The organism is Microbacterium sp. 10L49 (assembly GCF_056395125.1).
In genome coordinates, this window is the sequence record NZ_JBFTIW010000005.1 from 1 (window position 1) to 22083 (window position 22083).

Below are 22083 nucleotides of genomic sequence, written 5' to 3' on the forward strand. Positions count from 1 at the left end.
CTTCAGAGTGTCCAGCTGACCCTGAATGTCATCACGAGCCTGCGACAGCGACGAAGCCACCTGCTCCATCTCCGCATAAGACGCACCGAAATCGGCCATCATCCACCTCCGGTAATCGATTGGACCGGACCCCACCGGCCCGACAAGAAGAACCTAACAACCCCACCACAACCCCGTCGATGGGGAGGACTCCCCATGCCTGCGAGGCGCCGGATCCGGGCCGGATCACTCCGCGTCGGTCGGATCCGCCTCGGCCACGTCGAGCAGCGCGAGGTCGGCCTTGGCGACCAGGCGCGAGGCGATCACGTGCTCGACGAGGCGTGCGCGCCGGTTCGTGGCGGATCCGCCCGCACCGCCCCGCATGCCGGGCACACCGATGCGGTCGAACTTGTCGCAGACGTTGTCGAGCTTGCGGTTGAACCGCGTCACCGTCCAGCCCAGGCGCGCAGCGGCGTCGGCGCTGGACGGGATGGCGCTCATGCCGGTGCCATCGCGGCGCAGCAGCGGCTCGGCGAGTGCGAGCAGCAGCTGCTTCTGGCTGAGCGTGAGCGGAACCTCGCCGATCGTGGAATCGCCGTCGACCTCGCGCTCGCGCCGGGTCTCGCGGAAGGTCGGCTCAGAGGAGTGGATCGTGAACTCGTAGGTCGTGGGCCCCGCCGAGAACACGACGCTCGTGGTCGCGAACACCAGGGGCAGGCGCGCGCCCGGCGCGAGCCAGGCCTGCACGCCGCCGGTCGCATCCGTCACGGTCGCCTGCAGCCGCGCACCGATGTTGGCCAGCCACCAGAGGCCGCCGGATTCGGCGATCTCCAGGAAGTGCCGGTGCAGGAACAGGTTGTCGTCGATGGACAGGTCGCCCTCGCGTCCCACGACGAAGCGGCCGCCCTGCTGGAGCGGGAAGTACTCGCCCGCGAACTCGACCGTCATACGCGCGCGGGACGGATCCTGCGTGACCTCGGGATCTTGAGACATCACTTCGTGCACCCCCGCACCGGCGACGAGCCGGAGCCGTTCTCCCTGCGCAGCACGACGTCGACGCAGGTCTGGCCGCCGGCCTGCGCCGGGACGGTGATCTCCGGCTTTTCGACCTTCGTGGTGTCGCCGTCGCCGGCGAGCGTGATCACCGTCACGAGGTAGGAGTCGCCGGTCTGCGGCTTCGGGTTGCTCCAGGTGAAGTGCACGCCGCCACCACCGTCCGGCGTGCCGGCCACATCCTTCGGCGCCGCCGCCATGTCTCCGAGCGGATCCACGGGGTTCACGTCGGTGGACTGACTCGGCTTCGGCGTGGGCGGACTCGCGTTGAGCATGTTCACCGTCATGACGGATCCGCCGATGAGGACGATCGCGGCCACGACGGCGACAAGACCCCAGAGCAGGCCCTTGCGGGATCTCGGCGCATCGGGGGTCTCGGTGGCCAGGGCGCCGGTCGCGCTGTGCGCGGGAGCCGCGGGGATCCCGGACACGAGCTCGGGGCCGGCATCCTGCACGACGGGGGCGCCGGCGAGCGGGCTGACCGTGCGCGGAGCACGCAGCATGGTCGGGGCGTCGTCGCCCTGTTCCGGAGCTGGCACGGAGGCCGGGGGCGCGATCGGGGCGGGAGCCGGGGCCGTGGGAGCGTCCTGCGGCACCCGGATCACGGTCTGATCGGTGACGGACGGATCCGCCGCCGGGACGGCGTCGAAGCGCGGGCCGGGGGCTGGCACGCCTGCGGGCGGCAGCACGGGACTCGTCGTCGCCGAGGGCCGGGTGGCGGTATGGCTGGGGTCGATGCTGACGACCTCGCGCACCCGGGTGAGGCCGTCGTCGTCATCGTCGTGGTCTGGCTCGGGCTGGTGGTCGTCGACGATGTCGATCGGCGTGACCGAATGGCTCAGCTCGATCTGGATCTTCTGCAGTGCGCGCGCGAACGCCACCGCGCTGCCGAAGCGGTCGTCGGGATTCTTCGCCATGCCGCGCTCGAGCAGCCGGCCGAGGCTCTCCGGCACATCAGCACGGCCGAGCGGCGGCAGCGGCTCGGATTCGATGCGCGCGATGAGGTCGGCGCCGCTGTTGCGCTGGCCGGGCTTCTCGAACGGGCTGCGGCCGGTGAGCAGCGTGTACAGCGTCGCGGCGAGCGCGTACACGTCGGAGCGCACCCCGCCCTGCGGCGGGTCGCCGAACGACTCCGGCGGCGACCACGGGATCGACATGCCCGCGGCCTCGCTCACCGCGCCCGTGGTCGACGCGATGCCGAAGTCGGTCAGCGCGGGCCGGTTGTAGGCCGTGACCAGGATGTTCGCCGGCTTGATGTCGCGGTGCAGCACGCCGGCGCGATGCGCCGTCTCCACCGCACCCGCGACCTGCACGCCGACGCGCAGCGCCTCGGCGACGCTGAACGGCTCCTTGCGGGCGCGCTGCTGCAGATTGGGCCGGGGGCAGTACTCCATGACCAGGTACGGCCGGCCGTCGGAGGCCACGCCGGTCTGGTAGATCGTGACGATGGCCGGGTGCGTGGAGAGCATCGCCATGACGTTGGCCTCGTCGGCGAACTCCTGCGCCGCACCCGATGCCAGCCGGTCGGCGAGCAGCACCTTGACCGCGACACGGCGGCGCGGCTGCTGCTGCTCGTAGAGGAAGACGTCGGCGAAGCCGCCGGTGCCGAGCGGTTCGACGTACTCGAACCCGTCCAGCTGGGGCGGCGGGGACGGCGGACGACTCACGGCAACTCCTCGAAGGCGACCGTGATGCCGTCGCCGAGATCGATCACGTCTGCGGTGACGACGATCGTCTGCTCGCCGGGGTGCAGCCGCACCGGATCCGTCCCGGGACGCAGCAGGGTGGATCCGTTCGTTGTGTGCAGGTCGAGCACGACGACCGCGTCCGCCTCCGGCCGGATCTCGAGATGGCTGCGCGAGATGTCCTGCTGCGGGCTGTCCACGGCGACGAGGTGCGGCAGCGTCGCGCCGCTGGAACGGGTCGCGCGCGGGCGGCGGCCGATCACCACCGTGCGATCGAGGGCGACGACCTGCCCGGAGGACAGCCGGATCCGCGGACCCGTCACGGAGTCGGCCGTCCGCGCGGCGCCCGGGTCCTCGGTGATGCCGGGCACCGAGGAGACCGGGCCCGACGAGACCGGCACGGCCGAGACCGGCTCCGGGAGGCCCCCCGCGGGCGTCGCGGGTTCTGCGGGCGCCGGAAGGCCGGCCGCGAGGTCGCCGCGCATCGCGCGGGCCTGGGCGAGAGAGATCGTGGCGCCGTCGTGGTCGCCGTCGTCGTCGGCGATCGCCTGCGCGATCTGCGCCGCGACCGGAACCGGCGAGAAGTCGAGCGTGTGTCCGCCGAGCGGTGCGGCGATGGTGTCCGCCGGCGGCAGCATCGTCTCGAGCGCCGCGGGCGTGCTCAGCACGGTGTCGTCGACATCGTCGAGATCTGCCGCCGACGGCGCGGGGTCCTGCGTCGTGATCCCGATCGCTGAGCTGGTCGAAACGACCTCGTCCGCAGAGGTCGCTTCCTGAGCATCGGGGACCGGCAGGGGGGCCTCGGGACCAGCTTCGGGCCCGGATTCCGTTTCTGACTCCGGCTCCGCCAACGGTTCCGGCTCTGGCTCCAGCTCTGACGCCGGCTCTTCGCCGAGCACGTCCGGGAGCGCATCCTCCTCGGGGAGTTCTTCGGAGGCGCCAGGCACCGCGGCAGGAACCTCCGGGCCGGCCATTTCGGAAGCCTCGGGAACCGAATCCTCAAGGTTGGCCTCTTCGGCGGCCTTGCCGACCGCGTCCTCCTCGGGGGCGACGCTCGGGAGCGCGACGGGGGCCTCTTCGCGCACCTCGGCGACCGGAGCGGGCTCGGCGGCGGCGCCGACCGCGATGCTCGCAGCCCGGACCACGCCGGCGACGATCGGCAGAGCCGGATCCGCACCGCCGTCCTCGACACGGAACTCGAACCCGGTCATCGCGGGCACGAACCGCTCGCTCCACGTGGTGACCTCGGCACCGGTGATCTCGCGCTCGTCCTCGGCCGTGAGCACCCGGGCGATGACGCGTCCGCGCACGGCGATGCGCGCGTTCTCGCCCTCCCGCACGACGGCGGCGAACGGCGGGATGGCGGAGAAGGATCCCCCTCCGGCCGCGGTGAGCGCGTCGACCACGTCGGAGAAGGCGACCTCGGGGGCGGCGATCTGCTCCCACAGGCGCTCCACGAGAGCGACCCCGGAGTCCGGCGGCAGCGCCACCACGGCCTCCGGGCCGATCAGAGCGAACCATGACCCTGCGCGGTAGACGGTGTTCATCAGCGCATCCCTCCCATGGCCTCGGCACGCGGTCGCGTGTCGGAGTCGATGTCCTCGTCGTCGATCCCGGTCGTGCCGTCGCTCCCCGGACGGGTGCTGACGTGGATCGCATCCACGACGACCGCGGTCACGTTGTCGCGCCCGCCGTGCTCGAGCGCACGCTCGACCAGGCGATCGGCGGCGGACTGCGGGTCCTCGTGCACCGTGAGCAGAGTGCGGATCTCGTCGTCCCCCACCTCGCTGCTCAGACCGTCCGAGCAGACCAGGATCCGGTCGCCGACGCGAGCGGGAATCATCCAGTAGTCGGCCTCCCCCGTGCTGCCGGCCCCGATGGCGCGAGTGATGATGTTGCGGCGGCGATCCTTCGGGGCCTCCGTCGCGAGCAGCTCGCCGGAGTCGATGAGCTCCTGCACCACGGAGTGGTCGACGGAGATCTGCTCCAGCACGCCGCCGGAGAGCCGGTACGTGCGCGAGTCGCCGATGTTCATCGCGAGCCAGTATCCGACGCCGTCGACGGCCGCGATCGTCACGCCGCTGAGCGTGGTGCCCGCCTTCGAGATCCCCCCGTTCGAGAGGGGAACACCGGCGATGGCGTCGACCGCCGCGCGCACGCGGGCGAGCGTGAAGCTGACGTCGTCGATCGTGAGCGCAGGGCGGCCCTGCAGAGCGGCGAAGCCCTCGATCACGGTGCCGCTGGCCACGTCGCCGGCCTGGTGTCCGCCCATGCCGTCGGCGACGAGGAACAGCGGCGCCTGTGCGAAGAGCGCGTCCTCGTTGAGAGCACGGCGCAGCCCCGTGTGCGTGGATGCGCCCGCGCGGGCGACGATGGGCGCGATCACGCGTAGCCTCCGACGGTCACGATCCGGTCGCCGATCTCGATGGCGTCGCCGAGGCGGATACGCACCCGCTCGCCGGGCGGGCAGGCGATCCGCACGCCGTCGCGCACGATCGTCATGCCGTTGGTGGAATGCCGGTCCATGACCCAGCCGCCGGCCGCTTCGGCCGCCGCCTCGAAGTGCGTCTTGGACAGCGAGAGCGTCTCGTCCCGCACGACCACGACGATCGCGCCGGCCTCCGGTGCGGGATTGCGGCCGAACAGCGTGCGCCCGGAGACCGTGGCGCGGGCGCCGTCGTCCCAGACGAACTGCAGCCGGTGGCCGGGGATCGAGATCCGAGTCTCCTCGAGGTCCTCGTCGTCGGCGGGCTGCGCCACCGGCGGAAGCGCCATCGCGGCGTCGACCGAGGCGGGCGGAGCCGCCGGCACCGGAGGCCGCGCGGGAGCCACCGTCTCGGGCCCGGAGACGGGGGCGGCCGTGGGTGCGGGCACGGACGGGCTGACCCCCGGCACCACGGTGATCATGGCGCCCTCGTGCGCGGCGGCGGCCGCAGCCTGCGCGGCGGGCGACAGCACGGTGGCGTCGTGCGGGTCGACCTCGGCCACCCCGGCAGGGGCGACGGCAGCGGTTTCCGTGGCAGCGGGTCCGGCGGCGGGCGTCGCGGCGGCCACTGGTGCGGCGGTCGGCGTGGCATTCGGTGCGGGCGGCAGCGTGAATCCGGTGTGCCCGTCCTGCGGGCCGACCGGCTCCACCGACGGCGGGAACAGCGCGCCGGGTTCCCGCGCCGGGAACAGGGCGTCGGGCTGCGGCGGGGCGAAGGACGCGGGGGCGGCCGGTGCGTGGGCGGCACCCGGCTGCCCGAACGGGGCTACCGGGACGGGCGGCGCAGCCGGAGCCGCGGCGGGCACGCCTGCCGCGGACGCCGGTGCCGTCGCGCCGCGCACATCGCGCATGAGCGCACCGGCGGCACGATCGTGCCAGCCCTGGAACCGGCCGGATCCGTCGAACAGCGGCGTGAAGTAGCCGACCACGATCGCAGTGCTCAGTCCGAACACGACGTTGCGCAGCAGCGCGCGACCGAAGCCCAGGGGCGCCTCGCTGCCGTCGCGCACGAGCCGCAGCTTCATGATCCGCATGCCGATGGATCCGCCCGATCCCTGCAGGAAGCTGTAGACGAGGAACCAGGCGAGCAGCACGAATGCCGTGATGCCCAGGCCGGTCGCCAGGGCGGCGAACATAGCGGACAGGCCGTCCGCACCGGATCCGGCGATGACGTAGGACACCACCACGCCGACGATCCAGAGGACCCCCGCGATCGCGGCGTCGATGACATAGGCGATCGCGCGCCGCGGGATCGGTGCGACAGGCGCGTTGGCCGCACCTGACCCGCTCGGGGCGTTCGTCATGGGGTCTCGCTCTCGGATCCGGGGCGGGCGGTTCGGGTGCCGCCCGTCTTCGCTGCCGTGCTCTTTGCTGCAGTGCTCTCGATCGTGCCAGTTCCGCCGCCCACGGCGCCAGAGCCGCTCCTGGGGCGCCGGATCCGCTCGGCCGCCGCATCGCGCAGGCCCTGCACGCCGGCGGACAGACGCGTGTCGCCGAGCAGCGAGCGCAGGCTGAGGCGTGCGAGCATGCGTCGGCGCCAGCTCGCCTGGCTGCTCAGGCCCGCGACGATGCCGTCGACCTCGCGCCAGAACGCGTCGACGTCCTCCGCAGTCGGCTCGGTCGGACCGAACACCTGCGCGTCGGCATGATCGGCGAGCGCGGTGACGGCGGGCACGGTGAGCGCGGTCGCCACGGTCTGCGCCTCCTCGGCCCTGGTGCCGCCGGCGGGGATGCGGGCGCCGTAGTCCACCGCGCGGTCGGTGAGCTCGTCCCAGCCGCCGCTGATGCGGTCGGCGGCGAGCGCGGCCGCACGGCGCTTGCGCCGGCGGGCGGCCTTCCACGCGCCGATCACGATGAAGGGCGCGGCGAGGATGGCCAGCACCAGCAGCAGGCTGCCGCCGATCGCCAGGATCGTGCCGAGGATGCTCCACAGGTTGTCCGGGCCGTCCTGGTTGCCGCGCTGGTCCGGCACGCTCGGCGGCAGGTCCACCGGCTCCTGCGGCGGGGGCGGCGGCTGCAGCACCTGCGGCTTGGGCACGACCTTCGGCTTCGTGATCTGGTCCTGCGGGACCTTGTCCTTCGGCGGGGTCGGGTCGAAGGCCACCCAGCCGGCCTTCTCGAAGTTGACCTCGACCCAGGCGTGCAGGTTGTCACCGTTGGCGGAGAACGTGCCCTTCTGGCCCTTGTCCGGGTAGAAGCCCATCACGACGCGCACCGGAATACCCAGCGAGCGCGCCGCGAGCGCCATCGCGACGGCGTACTGCTCGTCGTCGCCGATCATCTGCTCTCCGCCGATCAGCGTGGAGATGCGCTCCTCGGTGTGGCCGGCGCGGCTCAGCGCCTCGCCGTCCAGGCCATGGCTGAAGAAGCCCTCCTCGGAGAACTTCTTCACCAGCGCCCGCACCTGGGCGATCGGGGTCTTCGCGTCGGCCACGGTGTCCGAGGCGAGCGAGGCGAGCTTCTCGGGCGCCTCGGCCTGCTTCGGCATTGCGACCGCACCGAAGTCGAGGCCCTCGAGCTGCTTGTCGGTCCAGGTCTTCGGGATCGTCGTGTCGACGGTGTACGCGTCGCCCTTCTTCAGCTTCGTGGTGGCGACGGCCGTGCCGGTGGACTCGTTGTAGAAGGTGCCGCGCCGCAGCGCGTCGGCGTCGGCGTCGGATCCGGCGAACGTGATCTTGCTCACCTCGCCGGCATCGGGCACCCAGACGCCGGTGTACTGGTCCAGTCTGATGTCCAGCGTCGCGGGCGAGCCGGTCGCGTCGGCCGACATGTTGTCGCGGATCGGGCTGAACGCGCCGGACGAGCCGATGCCCTTGTCCGACACGTCGTAGACGACGCCGTTGTACGCGTCCATCGTGCCGACCCGGATCCTGGCGCCCTCCGGCAGGCCCTTCACGGTGAACAGGGTGTCCTTGCGGTGGTCCTTCACGTACCCGCGGTACGACTGCAGCGGACTCGCGTACTGGTGCACGTCGAACGGCGGCAGCACCACGTCGCGGAACACGTGCCGGGGTTCGGCGAGGGTGGTCGCGGCGGCGACGCCGGTGCCGGCCAGGCCCGCCACGATGAGCACGGCGGTGCCGGCCAGGATGCGGCGACGGCGCAGTGCGGAGGAATGGGATCCGTCGGCCGCGACCGACACGGCCGCGTCGGCGGACTCGCCGAGGCCGCGCAGTGCGAGCCATGCCACCGCGACGAGGGCGAACACGACGCCCTGCGCGACGGGAGCCGCCGGATCCGGCACGCCCATCGCGATCACGAGCATGAGATGCACCGCGGCGGGGATGAGCGCCCACGCGACGCGACGCAGCCGCAGCGCGAGCGCGGCGGCGACCACGCTCGCCACGAGAGCGGACAGGAACGGCACCAGGGCGTAGCCGTCGCCGACCGCGACCGGAGCGACCGTGGTGAGCATCGCCTTCCAGCTCGTGACGGCGCCGGCCGACAGCGCGCCCAGGGTCTCCCCCGTGGGCACGACGCCGAGCAGCGTCGTCTGCGGGAGGGCGAGCGCGCCCCCGAAGACGAAATAGACGAGCAGCGTGAGCCCGGCGGTGGGCAGGATGCCCCACCCGCGCCAGGCGCACAGCAGCGCGACGCCCAGGCCCAGCACCAGACCGCCGATCGCGGCGGGCAGGTAGGAACCGCCCGCGAAGGACGGCCACCAGCCCACGATGCCGACGCCGATGAGCAGGGCGACCGCCACGAGGTCGATCAGCACGCGGCGCGGGGAGAGCCGCGCGCGCGGGGCTTTCGGAGCCGGGGACGTCTTCGGGGTCCGGGGCGCCTTCGGGGTCTTCGCCCGGCGGCCGGAGCGGGTCTCTGCGGGCGCGGTCATGCGAGCACCTTCCCGAGGGCGAGGGGCAGCTGCTCGAGCGCCCCGACGGTGATGAGGTCGGCCTCGCCGATGCGGCGCAGCGAGGGCGCCTCGCCGAGGTCGGCGACGATGGCCAGCACGCGAGAGCCGAACGGCAGGCGGGCGCACGCGGCGCGCAGTTCCTCCGGGGAGGTGCGGCTGCCGCCGACGAGCACGACGACGCTGGAGAGCGGCATGTGCGCGGCGACCGTGCCGGCCAGTGCGGCCAGCCCGCCGTCCTTGGCGCGCCCCTCCTCGACGCCGGCGAGGGAGTCGAGCAGCTGCTTGCCCGTGCCGGAGGGGAGCGCCCGGCCCTGCACGCGCAGGTCGACGCGCTGCGAGTCGCGGATCGCACGCAGGCCGACGGATCCGGCCAGCGAGATCGCCAGCTCGAACTCGTCCGGCTCCGCGTACTCGGCAGCGTTGCGGCTCAGCCCGATCACGAAGTGCGAGCGACGGGTCTCCTCGTACTGTCGCACCATGAGCACGCCGGTGCGGGCGGACGAGCGCCAGTGCACGCGGCGCAGGTCGTCGCCGGGCTGGTACTCGTTCAGCGCGTGGAAGGAGACGTCGTCGCGGGACAGATCCGAGGCCGGAAGCCCCTCGAGGTCGCGCAGGAATCCGAGCGACTGCCCGTCGAAGACGATCGTGCGCGGATGCACGAACAGGTCGATCGGGTCGTCGCGGCGGTGCGCCCGCTCGAACAGCCCGAGCGGGTCGCCGCGCACGACGCTGACGGGGCCGACCGAGACGACGCCGCGGCGGTGGGTGGGGATCGCGAAGAGCTCCTCCGCCTCCTCCCCCGGAGCCAGCCGCTTGATGCCGAACTCACCGCGCCCGGCGCCGACCGGCAGCACCACGCGGGAGGGCAGGATCGCCCGGGAGCCACGGTTGGCCAGGGTGAGCGCACCCACGGCGCGCTCCCCGACGACGACCCGGGTGCGGGCGAGGTCGAGGGTGACGTCGTAGGCGGTGCGCCCGATCAGGAACACCGCGCACAGGGCGAGCACCACGACGATCACGAGCGCGATCACGACGACCTCGATCCAGCCCAGCGGCAGGGCGATCACGAGGCACCCCAGCGCGATCGCCGCGAGCACCCAGGCCAGGGGGCGCACGGCGGACGCGATCAGACGCAGCCGTGTGCCGATGCGCGCGAGCACCAGTGCGGCGATGTCGCGCCAGCCGGCCTCGCGGTCGGAGCCGGCCGGGCGGTCGGTGCCGCGCGCCTGGGCGGTCGTGGTCATGAGTGCTCTCTGTCCTCGGGCGGTCCCTGAGCCTGTCGAAGGGACCTGTTCTCTCGGTGCGTCCCTGCGACGAGTTCAGGGACCGGTGTTCCGCTCAGGCGGCGGCGCGCGCCTGGGGAGCGGCGACCTTCTCCACCACGCGGGCGATCACGGTCTCGGCGGTGGTGCCGGCGAACTCGGCCTCGGGGTCGAGCAGAAGGCGGTGCAGCCACACCGGGCGCGCGAGCGCCTTCACATCGTCGGGCAGCACGTAATGCCGTCCGTGCGCGGCCGCCCACACCTTCGCGATGCGGACCATGGCCAGGGCGCCGCGCACCGAGACGCCGAGGCGGATCGCCGTGTCGTCGCGGGTCGCCTCGACGAGCTCCGCGATGTAGCGCAGCACAGCCGGCTCCACATGCACCGCGGCGGCGAGGTCGGCCATGTCTGCGACGGCGCTCGTGGTGATGACCGGGGCGAGCTTGGCGGACGGGTTGCGGTCGGCGGCGCCCGCGAGGATCGACGCCGTGACCTCGAGGTCGGGGTAGCCGATCGAGGTCTTGATGAGGAAGCGGTCCAGCTGCGCCTCGGGCAGCTTGTAGGTGCCCGCCTGCTCGATCGGGTTCTGCGTGGCGATGACCAGGAACGGGCGGCCCGCCTCATGCGGGACGCCGTCGACCGTGACGCGGGACTCCTCCATGACCTCGAGCAGCGCCGACTGCGTCTTCGGCGAGGCGCGGTTGATCTCGTCCGCGAGCACGATCGAGGCGAACACCGGACCGCGATGGAACTCGAACGTGTGCGAGTTCTGGTCGTAGATGGTCACGCCGGTCACGTCGGACGGCAACAGGTCGGGCGTGAACTGGATCCGGGTGCTCGTGCCCTGCACCGTCGCCGCGAGCGCCTTCGCGAGGCTCGTCTTGCCGGTGCCGGGGGCGTCCTCCAGGAGCACGTGGCCCTCGGCCAGCATCGAGGCGAGCACCAGGCTCACCACGTCGCGCTTGCCCTGCACCGCGCGGTCGACGTTGTCGGCCAGACGGCTGAAGGTGCCCTGGAACCAGGCGGCCTGTTCGGGGGTCATCGTCATCTCTTGTCGTTCCTCTGATCTGTGTTCGTCTGCAGTGCTGCGTGGCCGGGACGGCGCCCGGCTACGGTTTCGGCCAGAAGCTCTTCTCGGTGTCCACGCCGTCGCCCCAGCCCACGATGTCGACCCAGACGTCCACGCCGTCGCGGCCCTTCCAGCAGGAGAGCTGCTGGCTGCCCGAGCCGTCGAAGTTGACGGTGTGGTTGCCGCCGATCTGGCCGTCCACGCTGGAGTGGCAGGTCACGTTGTAACTGCCGATCTTCAGGTTCTGCCAGTTCACGACCATCAGGCGGCAGCCGTTCACGCAGTTGCTGCCGGCGGCGGCACCCTGGGTGACCCAGACGCGCGGCGGCGGCGGACTGTCGGTCTTGGCTCGATCGGAGGCAACGGCAGACTTCTGGCCGGCCGTGTCGAACGCCTGAACATCGATCGAGTGCGTCTGGTCATAACCGTTGCCGACAGTGGTCGAGCCGCTGTCCGCCACGGATTGCCAGCCGCCGCCGTCGACGCTGATCTTGATGCTCACCGGTCGGCCATTGGGTGCGGGGGCGGACCAGCTCAGCTTGACGGACTGGCCGAGGTTCTGCGCGTTCGCGCTGGGGTTGCCCACCGGACCATACGGCTGGAGCCCGCCCTTCGAGCCCGCGGCGCCCGGCTGCGACTCCTGCCCGCCGACCACGGAGTAAGCGCGCACCGACACCGTGTAGGTGCCGTTGTTCGCCGCCGGGATGTTGTGGCCGTCCCAGCTGCGACTCCAGCCGCCGCCCGTCGAGTACTCGTAGTGGACCTCGGACGTGCTCGCGCCGTTGGCGTCCGCGAGCGAGTACTCGACATAGATGTTGTTGTTGCCCTCGTCAGCACGAGTGATCGTCGTCGCCCCCGGCTGTCCGAACGCACGCTGGGCGTTCGAGACGGCGGACCATGCGCCGGCGCCCGCCTTGTTGTTGCCGCGCACCTGGAACGTGTAGTCCGAGGTCGAGTTTCCCACCGTCACGGCCTGGCTGAGGGTGGTGCCGGGGATGCCGGTGATCGTCCGGACCACGGATCCGCCCTGCATCACCTGCAGGTCGTAGCTCGAGATCGCGTCGCCATTGGGGCCGGCGGCGGTCCAGGTCACGGTCATCTGCGACTGGCTGCCCACCGACGGCGCGCTCTGCGCCTGCGGGGTGCCGGGCGCGGTCGGCGGGCCTGCCGGGATCTCCGAGGCGGACCAGCCCGACCAGCTCGAGGGCTCCGGGGCGCGGTTCACGGCCTGCACGCGGACCTGGTAGTTCGCGCCGTTCTCCAGTCCGTCCCACTTCAGGCTGTTGCCCGTGACGCCGGTCTTCGTCGCCACGCCGCTGGGCGGAGCGGGCGAGATCTCCAGGTTGTACGACGACACCGGGGATCCCGGGGTCGTCGGCGTGGTCCACGACACGTCCAGCGACTTGTCGCCGAACTTCAGCGTCGGCGGGTTCGGGGTGTCCGGACGGGCGTCCGGACGCGCCACGGCCGACGTCGGCGACGGCTTGCCCTCGCCCACACGGTTCGTGGCGGTCACCGCGAACGTGTACTCGACGTTGTTCGTCAGCCCGTCCAGCGTGCACGTCGTCGACGCGCACTGCTTGGTGTAGCTGCCGCCGCTCGACGCACGCACGGTGTAGCCGGTGATCTCGGCGCCGTTGTTCGACGGCGGGCTCCAGTTCAGCACCACGGTGCGGTCCTGCACGCTGGTCACCTGCGGAGCGCCCGGTGCGTCGGGAACACCCTGCACCGTGACGATGATGCGGCCGTCGACCTCGCGGTCCGGATCCTTCGTCGCGTCCTGCACCCGGTAGGTCGCCACGACCTGCCCGACGAACTTGGCGTCGGGCGTGACCACGATCTTGTCGCCCTGCACGGAGGCGTTCGCGTCACCGGTCTGCACGCTCACGGAGCGGATCTTCAGCGGCTTGTCCGGGAACGGGTTGACGTCGTTCTCCAGCACGGGGATCGTGACCGACTTGCCCTGATCGGCCTGCGGCACCGTGTCCTCGTTCGCGACCGGCAGCGGGCGGGTGGACGCGGCGACCGTCACGGAGACCGTGCCGGTGACCGGCTCCGACTTGCCGTCGGTGATGCTCAGCTGCACCGTCGAACCGCTGCCCTTGGCAGTGGAAGAGTCGGCCTCGACCTTCAGGGTCGAACCGTCCAGGTTCGCCTTGATGCCGTTCTCCGGCTGCTTCGTGATCTTGTAGCTGATCTTCTTCGCGTCGCCCGGATCCGGATCCTTCGTCAGCGCAGCGAGGTCGACCTTCTGCGCCTCCTCACCCGGTGCGACCGACACCTGCGCGTTGGTGAACGCGGGCGGCTGGTTGTCCGGCGGCAGCACCTTGATCGGCAGGCTCAGCGTGCTCTTGCGTCCCTTGGGGTCGTCGGGGCCGGTGCCGTCGGTCACCTCGAAGGTCAGTGCGTCGTCACCGAAGTAGCCCTGCTTCGAGGTGTACACGAGGGTGTGCTCGTCCTTCAGCAGCGGGGAGCCGTTGCTGTTGACGGCACTGACCTTGCCTGCCTCGGTGATCCGCACCTCTCCGCCGCCGGCGACGGCGACGTACTTCGAGAGCGGGATGTCGATGGTCTCGCCGCTCTTCACCTCGACCGGCTTGGTCGAGCGGAGGGCCGGCGCGAGCTCGGAGAGCGCAGGCACGAAGATGAACGCCGAGGCGGTCTGATCGTCCTGATCGGTGATCGAGTACTGCACCAGCTGGCGCTTGTCCGTGACGGTGACCTGGATCTTGCGGTTCGGGAGCACCTTCGCGGTGGCGTCGGAGACGCCGAGCTTCAGGGCGTCGACCGTGCCGTCCGGATCCTCGTCGTTGTCCAGCACCGGCACCTCGACCTGCAGGCTCTCGCCCTTCACGTCGGAGGCCTGGATGCGATCGTCGCGCGCGATCGGCGCCACGAGCGGCACGTCCTCGGCGACCGTGATCTGCACCGGCGCGGTGGCCGTCGCACCCTTCGAGTCGGCCACGGTGTACTGCACCGAAGTCTGCAGCGCCCGGTTCGGCGCCGTGATGAGCACGCGGTCACCGGAGACGGTGGCCTTCAGCCCATCGACGCCCGCGGCGGTCTCGATGCCGTTCTTGACCAGGCCGATCGTGTCGCCGTCGGGATCCGAGTCGTTCGTCAGCACGGCCACGGCGACCGTGCGACCGGGCCGCATGACGATCGAGTCCTTCACGGCGTACGGGGCCTGGTTGATGTTCGCCCCGGGAGCGATGCCGACGCGGACCGTCGCGGTCGCCTCCTTGCCGAGCCGGTCGCGCACCTTGTACGTGAAGCTGTCGATGCCGCTGGCCTTGTCGAAGGCCTGGTAGGTGAGGAAGTTCGCACCGACCTCGGTGACCTTGCCCTGCTTCGGCGCAGAGTCGAGCCCCACGAGCTCGACCGAGTCGCCCTCGGAGTCCAGGCCGTCCAGCGGCACGGCGATGCGAACACTGGTGCCGCTCAGTGCGCGCACGGTGAGGTCGTGCGGGCGAGGCGCGGTGTTGGTCTTCTCGTCCACGGGCAGGACCTGGATCGTGATGTACCCGGCGGCCTTCTGCCCGTTCGAGTCCACCGCCTCGTAGGTCGCGTAGACCGTGCGCGGGGTGTCGCCGGCGCGGAAGCGCACGGTGTCCTGCGACACGAACGCCTCGCCGAACTTCGGATCGACCAGCGGCTCGATCAGCTTCGGCGCCACGTGCAGGGTCGTGCCGGGCGCGTGCTTGTCGTTGTCCAGCACGGGGATCGTCACGACGTCACCGGCGCGCACCACGGCCGTGTCGTCGTTCGCGGTCGGCGGATCCAGCTTGGCGGGTGCCGGGATCGGGATCACGATCACGTCGCCGTCGGCGGACTTGGATCCGTTCGAGATGCGGTACTTGATCCGCACCTCCTGGTCGAGGTTGCCCTGATCCGTGATCCGCAGCGTCTCATGGTTCAGCACCGACACCGCCACGCCGCTGTGCGGGGGAACGGTGACCGACTGCACGACGAGGATGCCGCCGGCGGGGTCCTCGTCGTTGTTCAGCACGCCCACGAGCACGTCGCCGCCGCTCGGCAGCAGGGCGACGTCGCGCACCGCGATCGGCGGCGCCGCCTCGGCGGTCTTGTCCAGCACATCGACGCGGACGAGGCCCGGCACCGCATTCGGGCCGGCACTCACCAGGTACTGCATGTAATAGGTGCCGGGCAGCTCCGCCTGGAACGTGAAGGTGCCCTCGCCGAAGTTCGGCGTGATCACGGCGCCCGGCGTCTCGTCGACCCGGGTGAGGCGCAGCTGCTCCTTGCCGGAGCTGGAGTCGTTCAGCAGCGGCGACACCGTGACCTGCTCGCCGGCACGGGTCTGGTAGTGGTCGGCGTTGGTCTTCGGCGCCGTGGTGCCGGCCGGCCGGATGTCGAGGCGGATGACGCCGCTGGTGAGCTCTCCCATCGCGTCGGCGACCTGGATCCGGATCTCCTTGCGGCCGGGCAGGCTGGCGACGGCCCGGTAGGTGAGCTGGCCGTCCGGCGTGTAGTCCACCTCGTCGCCCGGGGCGGCTTCGACTTCCTTCAGGTACACGTCATCGCCATCGGGGTCGATCCAGTCGGGCAGCGCGTTGTAGGTGACCGCACCGCCCGCCTCGACGAGCAGGCCGGGCGTGCGCTTCTGCTTGGGGGCGGCGTTCACGCTCCAGTCGTGCACGCTGACCGCGACGTTCGCCGTGGCCTTGCCGCCGCGGCCGTCGTCGGCCTGGTACTGGAACGACGCGGATCCCGTCGCACTGTCGGGCACCGCGATCTGCAGGGCCCCGCCGTTGTTGATGGGCTGCACATCGCCGAGCGACGGCTGCTCCTGCGCGAGCGAGGCGACCAGCACGTCACCGTCGGCGTCGGTGTCGTTGTCGAGCACGGGCAGCAGCGTGGTACGGCCGGGGCGCACGCCGAAGTCGTCGTCGTGCGCGATCGGCACCGTGTTCTCGGGCGTGCGCTTGGGCAGCGTCGTCTCGACCTGGTCGTCGCTGGTCTCGTCCTGCTTCTCGGTGTCGCCCTCCGGCGGCACGATGTCCTGCCAGTTGTCCACGCGCTGCAGGTTGTCGGTGGCCATCCAGGCCGCACCGCTCGCGGTGTCGTTCAGCACGACGACGTCGCGGTTGACGCGGAACACGAGGGTGGTGCTGCTCTCTGCGCCCTCGATCGAGGAGGTCAGATCATTGCCGGATCCGATGCAGTCGCGGACGAACTTCGCGGATCCGCCCCAGGCACCGTAGGTGCAGCCGTTCAGGAAGACGGGCGCCGCGGGAGCCCCGGTGCCGCCGGCATCCTGCACCGAGGGCGCGGATCCGTCCAGCGGCACGGAGATCAGGGCGTCGGCGGTCGCGAGCACCGCGGAGCCGTTCTCGGCCGACGGCTGCTGCAGCACGGCGGCATCGAGGTTCTTCACCTCGGAGCCGCTGAGCTCGGTGCGGTGCCCGCCCGCGAACACGGTCTTGGCGTCGGCGTCGAGCACGACGGGGGTGCTGCCGACGACGGTGATCGTGGGCTTCGCCTTGTCTGCCAGGTCGATCTTCTCCGTGGACGGCGGCTGCGCGTCGCCCTGCCCGTCGACGTGCACGGTGACGATGCTGCGGTCCTTGGCAGAGACGGCGTAGACCGTGCCGTCCTTGCCCACGGTGACGTCGGCGCCGGCGCCGAGAGTGGCGGAGGGCTTCGTGCCTGCGGCCTTGAACCCGCTCAGGGACGAGGCTGCGCGCACCCAGAGCTTGCCCTCTTTGGGGTCGAGGATCGCGACGGTGGTGCCGCCGAGCACCGACTTCGCTCCACCGGGGATGAGCACGGCGTCGCTGAGCACGACGCGCGCCGGGTCGATGCTGGTCAGGGTGGAGGCGGAGCGATCATCGACGAGCACGGTGCCGCCGGACTGCAGCACGTCGTAGTTCTCGCTGCCGGTGCGCAGGCCGCCGTCGAGCACGCGGGACTCGTTGTTGAAGTGGCCGACCAGCAGACTGGAGGTCTTGGTGAGCCAGACGCCGCCGTCGTGCAGATCGACCTCGGCGGTGGGATTGCCCTCGTAGGCGAACGCCATGCCGGCGACGGCGACCGCCGCGGCGGTCACTCCGGCGGCGGACGCGAGGGTCTTCGGTCGCATCCGCAACCACGCGAACGACTTCACCACGGTTTCCCCCCCGAACGTCAAGCACAGCTGTCCCATGCGTAACTGTCAGGGGACTGTAAGAGTGTATGTCGGGATCCTGGGAGGCGCGATGGGGAGGAATCCCCATCCATCCTTCGATCGATTTCCCCGCCGACAGGCCTTGATCCGGCTGTCCGCATAGGCCGGGACCGTACGCTCGAGGCATGTTCCTCGACCCTGTGCTGCGCCGCGTGGAGCCGCTGCTGCTGCGCGTGGACCGCTTGGCCGGCGGCCGCAACGCGCACGAGAAGATCGTCGAATCGGACCGCGACCATCACCGCACGGTCCGCGCGTTCCGCTGGGTGTTCTGGCTGCTCGCCGTGGAGCTGCTCATCGGCATCGCCGCGGTCATCGTCGCCGTCGTGATCGCCGCGCAGGCGGGCTCGATCGGCGCGGTGCCGTTCGCCGTGTGGATGCGCGCGCTCATCGTGCTCGCGATGACCGTCACACTCTTCTACTTCGCCTGGCGCGCGGCACTGGGATGGCGCTGGGCGTATCAGCGGCTGCGGCTGTTCGCCCAGATCTTCCCGGTCATCACGCTCGTGATGGCGGCGATCCCCGGACTGTATCCGGCCTGGATGGTGACCGAGCAGATCGTGTTCAGTCTCATCATGATCGGCGTCGCCGACTTCCTCACCAGCGACCACATGCGCCAGGCGTACCGCAAGCCGGACGCTGCAGCGGATCCCGCTTCCTGACCCGCGCCGCGGCAGCGGCTCTCACGCCGCGCGCCAGCACCCCTCGAGGTGGTCGTCGACCATGCCGGCCGACTGCATGAGCGCGTACATCGTGGTGGGGCCGACGAAGCGGAACCCGCGCTTGCGGAGGGTCTTGCTCATCGCCTCCGACTCGGGGGTCACGGCGGGGATCTCGGACATGAGCCGAGGGCGCGCGCGGGCCGCGGACGGGGCGAACGACCACATCATCGCGTCGAGTTCGCCGTCGGCCATCTCCCGCACGAGGGCAGCGTTGCCGATCGTCGCCTCGATCTTCGCGCGATTACGGATGATGCCGGCGTCGGCCATGAGCCGGGCGATGTCATCCTCACCGAAATCGGCGACCACGGCGGGATCGAAGCCCGCGAACACCTCACGGAACCGCGGGCGCTTGCGCAGGATCGTGATCCAGCTCAGCCCCGCCTGGAACCCCTCCAGCGACATCTTCTCGAACAGCGCGCGGTCGCCGTGCAGCGGCCGGCCCCATTCCTCGTCGTGGTAGCGGCGGTACTCTGGGTCGCCCCCCGCCCATGCGCAGCGTGGACGGTCATCGGCGAGGGGCGTCGTCATGGATCCAGGGTAGGCGCGGGCGCCGACACTCGGACTCACTCCGCAGGCAGGTACTCCGCGAGGTGCGAGAGCAGCGGCTGCGACCGCGGATCCGCGACGGCAGCGGCACCCACCGCGCAGGCCGCCGACAGGGCGCGCTGCGGGTCGACGCCGGAGGCGAGCCCGATCGTGAGGGCGGCGCAGAACGCATCGCCGGCGCCGACACTGTTCACGACCGTGGTCTTCACCGCGGGCGCCGCGGCCACGAGCTCACCGCGCTCGAACAGCTTCGCGCCCTCGCCGCCATAGGTCACGGCGACTCGGCGGGCGGTGCGCAGCGCGGGCAGCAGCGCGTACTCGGTCTCGTTCACGATGATGAGGTCGGCACGCCCGATCACGGCGGCGGGGAGTTCGAGCGCCGGAGCCGCATTGACGGCGAGGTACCCGCGTGCGGCCGCGGAGAGCGCGACGATCACGTCCATCGAGATCTCCAGCTGCGCGAGCACCGCCTCGTCGGATCCGAAGACGACACCGTCCAGGCTCACCTCGCCGTTGGCGCCCTCGCACACGGCGATCTGGTTCTCGCCCGCCGCGTCCACGACGATGAGCGCCACTCCGGTGGACTCCTCCCCGCGGCGCACGGCGTTCGTGTCGACGCCGGCCGCGGCCAGCTCGTCGATCATCCAGGCGCCGTCGGCATCGGGGCCGACCGCGCCGACCATCCGCACCGCGGCGCCGAGGCGCGCGGCCGCAGCGGCCTGATTGGCCCCCTTCCCTCCGGCCTCGCGGGACAGCCGCCCTCCGCCGATGGTCTCGCCCGGCTCCGGGAGGCGGGCCGTACGGGCCGTGAGATCGACGTTGATGCTGCCGACGACGGCGAGCGCGAGAGGCGCGGTCATGAGGACTCCAGTTCCGGAAGGGCGAGGATCGCGAGGAGGGGGCGCCCGGTCACTGCGCGGTCTGCACGACCGACAGCATGCCGGCCCTGCCTGACACGATGCACTTGGCGAGGTAGACGGGGACGCTGCCGGTCGAGGCGGTCTGCGTGAGGATGAGCACGGGATCGCCGGGCTTGAGCCCCAGCAGCGCGCCGCGCGAGCGGCCCACCACGTTCACGGTGATCCCGCATACGCCGGATCCGAAGACGGCACCGCGCGCGGCGAGGGCGGTCATGAGGCTCGACGGATCCGCCGCCGCCTCTTCGACGACGGCCGCGATCTGCGGACTCGCGTCGGTGAGATAGCGGCCCGCGGGCAGGTGCTCCTGCAGGATCGCGATCGGCTCGCCGCCTCGCTCGATCACGCTCTCGCGGAACCAGGTGTTCGCCGCGTCGTCGAGACCAAGGTGCCCCGACACGTAGTCGGTGGTGGGCTGCACGACGAACTCGAGCTGGCGGACGCTGATGTCCTCGCCGCCCTCGGCGAGCGCTGCCTCGAGGGGTCGCAGCTCTTCCAGGCCGACCCTGGGCAGGTCCTCCGCGACGAAGCGGCCGATTCCGCGCCGGGTGGTGATGAGGCCGTCCTCCTCGAGCAGCATGAGGGCCTCGCGGACGACCGTGCGCGACACCCCGAGTGATACGCAGAGCTCGGTCTCCCGTGGCAGCGCCGACCCCAGGGAGAAGACGCCGGACCTGATGCCGTCGGCCAAGCGCGAGTACACGGCGACGCGCAGCGGCTGGCCCACCGGGGCGGTCAGCGGCCGGGCCAGGAACTGTTCGACGTCCGTCATCGGATCTCCTCCACCGCGCGTCTCCGGCCGCGATCGGGCCGTGCTCGCCGTTCATTCAAGCATGAACCTGTCACGCTTGCAGATGTTCTACCTGAGAGGTATAACATCATATAACCTCAGGGTCGACCACACCGAGCCCTCGCCCCGACAAAGGAGTCACTGTGCAGCTCTCTCCCGCGCCTGCGGCGCTCGACCGTCCGGCGCCGATCCGCGGCGGCCGATCCGTCCTGCTCGTGGCGACCCTGATCCTCACGGTCGTCGCGTTCCAGCTGAACTCGAGCATGATCAGCCCCGCCCTGCCCGACATCGCGAAGCAACTGGGTGCACCGATGGACGCCGTCTCGCAGGTGTCCTCGCTGTTCTTCCTCGCCGGCGCCGTCGGCGGGATCGTGCTGGCGCGCTGGAGCGACTTCATCGGCCGCAAGCGCGCACTGCTGATCGTGCTCGCACTCATCGTGCTCGGCACGGTGCTCTGCCTTGTCTCGCCGAACCTGCCGGTGCTGCTGCTGGGCCGGGTGCTGCAGGGAGCCTCCAGCGCCGCGTTCCAGATCTCCTACGTGATCCTCGCCGAGACCCTCCCGGCCGCCTTCTTCCCGACCGTGCTCGGGATCCTCACCGCGATCAACGGCGGCGTGGGCGGAGTGGACGGCTGGATCGGAGGCCTCCTCGCCGACGCCTTCGGATTCCGTTCGCTGTTCGTCGTGATCCTGGTGGTCGCCGTGGTCGCGATCGCGTGCGTCGCCCTCGCCGTGCCGCGCGATGGCGAGCCGTCTTCGACGGGGCGCATGGACTGGTGGGGCGCTGGCGCGCTCTCGCTCGGCCTGATCTGCCTCACCTACTTCGTCTCGACCGGATCCCGCCAGGGCTGGCTCGCCCCGCTCACGCTGCTCTTCCTCGCCGGCACCGTCGTGGCGCTGCTCGCCTTTGTCGCCATCGAGAAGCGCCGCCTTACCCCGCTCGTCGCCGTGCAGCACCTGCGCTCGCGCGAGGTGTGGCCGGTGCTCGCCGTCACCGTGCTGACCCTGTCGAGCGTGTTCGCCGTGATCAACTTCACGATCGTGATCCTCAGCCAGAACCAGACCGTCGGCTACGGCCTGAACGCATCGACCTCCGCCCTGCTGTACCTCACCCCACCAGCGCTGATCGGCCTCGCCGCCGCCCCGCTCTCGGGTTGGCTCGCGGGCCGCTTCGGGTGGATCCCGATGCTGCGGATCGGCCTGGTGCTCTCGATCGCGGCGCTCGTCGTGGTCGCGCTGTTCCCGTTCAGCCCGTGGACGGTGTTCGCCATGTTCACGGTGCTCGGAGTCGCCTACAACGGGGTCGTGCTCACTACCGCGAACGGCCTCGGAGTGCTGCAGTCGCCGAGCGAGGCTCCGGCGATCCTGCCGAGCATGAACGGCGCCGCGTTCGGCTTCGGAGCGAGCCTCGGCATCGCGATCGTTGCGCCGTTCGTCGTGTCCGGCAACGTCGTCCTGGCACTGTGGATCTCGGTGGGGATCAGCGTGCTCGCCCTCGTCGCGAGCCTGTTCCTGATCGCCAAGACCGACTGACTC

14 protein-coding genes are annotated in these 22083 nt (G+C 71.2%); 2 read left to right on the forward strand and 12 right to left on the reverse strand.

Annotation, left to right across the window (positions count from 1 at the left end):
* Positions 1-225 precede the first annotated feature (225 nt).
* The 9 genes from AC1DCT_RS17570 to AC1DCT_RS17610 all read right to left on the reverse strand — a co-directional run bounded on the left by AC1DCT_RS17570 (position 226) and on the right by AC1DCT_RS17610 (position 17516).
* Complete coding sequence (locus AC1DCT_RS17570; RefSeq protein WP_440733166.1) at positions 226-972, reverse strand: hypothetical protein; 747 nt, start codon at positions 970-972, stop codon at positions 226-228.
* Positions 972-2699: a serine/threonine-protein kinase gene (locus AC1DCT_RS17575; protein ID WP_477430517.1), complete on the reverse strand. Its 1728-nt coding sequence runs from the start codon at positions 2697-2699 to the stop codon at positions 972-974. Before AC1DCT_RS17575 ends, AC1DCT_RS17570 begins: the two co-directional genes overlap by 1 nt.
* The gene (locus tag AC1DCT_RS17580) at positions 2696-4264 is read right to left on the reverse strand and encodes an FHA domain-containing protein (RefSeq protein ID WP_477430518.1); all 1569 of its coding nucleotides are present in this window, start codon (positions 4262-4264) and stop codon (positions 2696-2698) included. Before AC1DCT_RS17580 ends, AC1DCT_RS17575 begins: the two co-directional genes overlap by 4 nt.
* Positions 4264-5103, reverse strand: coding sequence for a PP2C family protein-serine/threonine phosphatase (locus AC1DCT_RS17585; protein ID WP_477430519.1), 840 nt, complete (start codon positions 5101-5103; stop codon positions 4264-4266). Before AC1DCT_RS17585 ends, AC1DCT_RS17580 begins: the two co-directional genes overlap by 1 nt.
* Positions 5100-6506 carry an RDD family protein gene (locus AC1DCT_RS17590; RefSeq protein ID WP_477430520.1) on the reverse strand — a complete coding sequence of 469 codons (1407 nt, stop codon included), beginning with the start codon at positions 6504-6506 and terminating at the stop codon, positions 5100-5102. The genes AC1DCT_RS17585 and AC1DCT_RS17590 overlap by 4 nt, the downstream gene beginning before the upstream one ends.
* Positions 6503-9037 (reverse strand): transglutaminase-like domain-containing protein, encoded by a 2535-nt coding sequence (locus AC1DCT_RS17595; RefSeq protein ID WP_477430521.1) that lies wholly within the window; start codon positions 9035-9037, stop codon positions 6503-6505. Before AC1DCT_RS17595 ends, AC1DCT_RS17590 begins: the two co-directional genes overlap by 4 nt.
* Positions 9034-10302, reverse strand: coding sequence for a DUF58 domain-containing protein (locus tag AC1DCT_RS17600; RefSeq protein ID WP_477430522.1), 1269 nt, complete (start codon positions 10300-10302; stop codon positions 9034-9036). Before AC1DCT_RS17600 ends, AC1DCT_RS17595 begins: the two co-directional genes overlap by 4 nt.
* A gap of 94 nt (positions 10303-10396) precedes the next feature.
* Positions 10397-11368, reverse strand: coding sequence for an AAA family ATPase (locus AC1DCT_RS17605; protein ID WP_440733159.1), 972 nt, complete (start codon positions 11366-11368; stop codon positions 10397-10399).
* 61 nt (positions 11369-11429) lie between these two features.
* A complete protein-coding gene (locus tag AC1DCT_RS17610; RefSeq protein ID WP_477430523.1) occupies positions 11430-17516 on the reverse strand; it encodes an Ig-like domain-containing protein in 6087 nt (2028 codons plus the stop codon).
* Positions 17517-17701: 185 nt separating this feature from the next.
* On the opposite strand from AC1DCT_RS17610, the gene AC1DCT_RS17615 reads away from it, so the two are divergent.
* On the forward strand, positions 17702-18235 hold the full coding sequence (locus AC1DCT_RS17615) for a hypothetical protein (RefSeq protein ID WP_441977324.1): 534 nt from the start codon (positions 17702-17704) through the stop codon (positions 18233-18235).
* Positions 18236-18256: 21 nt separating this feature from the next.
* Here AC1DCT_RS17615 and AC1DCT_RS17620 read toward each other — a convergent pair whose 3' ends face one another.
* The 3 genes from AC1DCT_RS17620 to AC1DCT_RS17630 are packed head-to-tail and all read right to left on the reverse strand — an operon-like array spanning position 18257 to position 20530.
* Entirely contained in the window at positions 18257-18823 is a 567-nt protein-coding gene (locus AC1DCT_RS17620) for a DNA-3-methyladenine glycosylase I (protein ID WP_477430524.1), read from the reverse strand.
* A 35-nt stretch (positions 18824-18858) separates the two neighbouring features.
* Positions 18859-19701, reverse strand: coding sequence for a PfkB family carbohydrate kinase (locus AC1DCT_RS17625; RefSeq protein ID WP_440733155.1), 843 nt, complete (start codon positions 19699-19701; stop codon positions 18859-18861).
* Positions 19702-19750: 49 nt separating this feature from the next.
* Positions 19751-20530 carry a GntR family transcriptional regulator gene (locus AC1DCT_RS17630; protein ID WP_477229728.1) on the reverse strand — a complete coding sequence of 260 codons (780 nt, stop codon included), beginning with the start codon at positions 20528-20530 and terminating at the stop codon, positions 19751-19753.
* 161 nt (positions 20531-20691) lie between these two features.
* Here AC1DCT_RS17630 and AC1DCT_RS17635 point away from each other — a divergent pair, with 161 nt between their 5' ends.
* Positions 20692-22080 carry an MFS transporter gene (locus tag AC1DCT_RS17635; RefSeq protein ID WP_477430525.1) on the forward strand — a complete coding sequence of 463 codons (1389 nt, stop codon included), beginning with the start codon at positions 20692-20694 and terminating at the stop codon, positions 22078-22080.
* The last annotated feature ends 3 nt before the right edge of the window (positions 22081-22083 follow it).

Excerpts from the sequence above, each read along its gene's own strand:
- AC1DCT_RS17570 (WP_440733166.1), bottom strand. The coding sequence starts at position 972 with ATGTCTCAAGATCCCGAGGTCACGCAGGATCCGTCCCGCGCGCGTATG.
- AC1DCT_RS17580 (WP_477430518.1), bottom strand. The coding sequence starts at position 4,264 with ATGAACACCGTCTACCGCGCAGGGTCATGGTTCGCTCTGATCGGCCCG.
- AC1DCT_RS17590 (WP_477430520.1), bottom strand. The coding sequence starts at position 6,506 with ATGACGAACGCCCCGAGCGGGTCAGGTGCGGCCAACGCGCCTGTCGCA.
- AC1DCT_RS17595 (WP_477430521.1), bottom strand. The coding sequence starts at position 9,037 with ATGACCGCGCCCGCAGAGACCCGCTCCGGCCGCCGGGCGAAGACCCCG.
- AC1DCT_RS17600 (WP_477430522.1), bottom strand. The coding sequence starts at position 10,302 with ATGACCACGACCGCCCAGGCGCGCGGCACCGACCGCCCGGCCGGCTCC.
- AC1DCT_RS17605 (WP_440733159.1), bottom strand. The coding sequence starts at position 11,368 with ATGACGATGACCCCCGAACAGGCCGCCTGGTTCCAGGGCACCTTCAGC.
- AC1DCT_RS17615 (WP_441977324.1), top strand. The coding sequence starts at position 17,702 with ATGTTCCTCGACCCTGTGCTGCGCCGCGTGGAGCCGCTGCTGCTGCGC.
- AC1DCT_RS17620 (WP_477430524.1), bottom strand. The coding sequence starts at position 18,823 with ATGACGACGCCCCTCGCCGATGACCGTCCACGCTGCGCATGGGCGGGG.
- AC1DCT_RS17625 (WP_440733155.1), bottom strand. The coding sequence starts at position 19,701 with ATGACCGCGCCTCTCGCGCTCGCCGTCGTCGGCAGCATCAACGTCGAT.
- AC1DCT_RS17630 (WP_477229728.1), bottom strand. The coding sequence starts at position 20,530 with ATGACGGACGTCGAACAGTTCCTGGCCCGGCCGCTGACCGCCCCGGTG.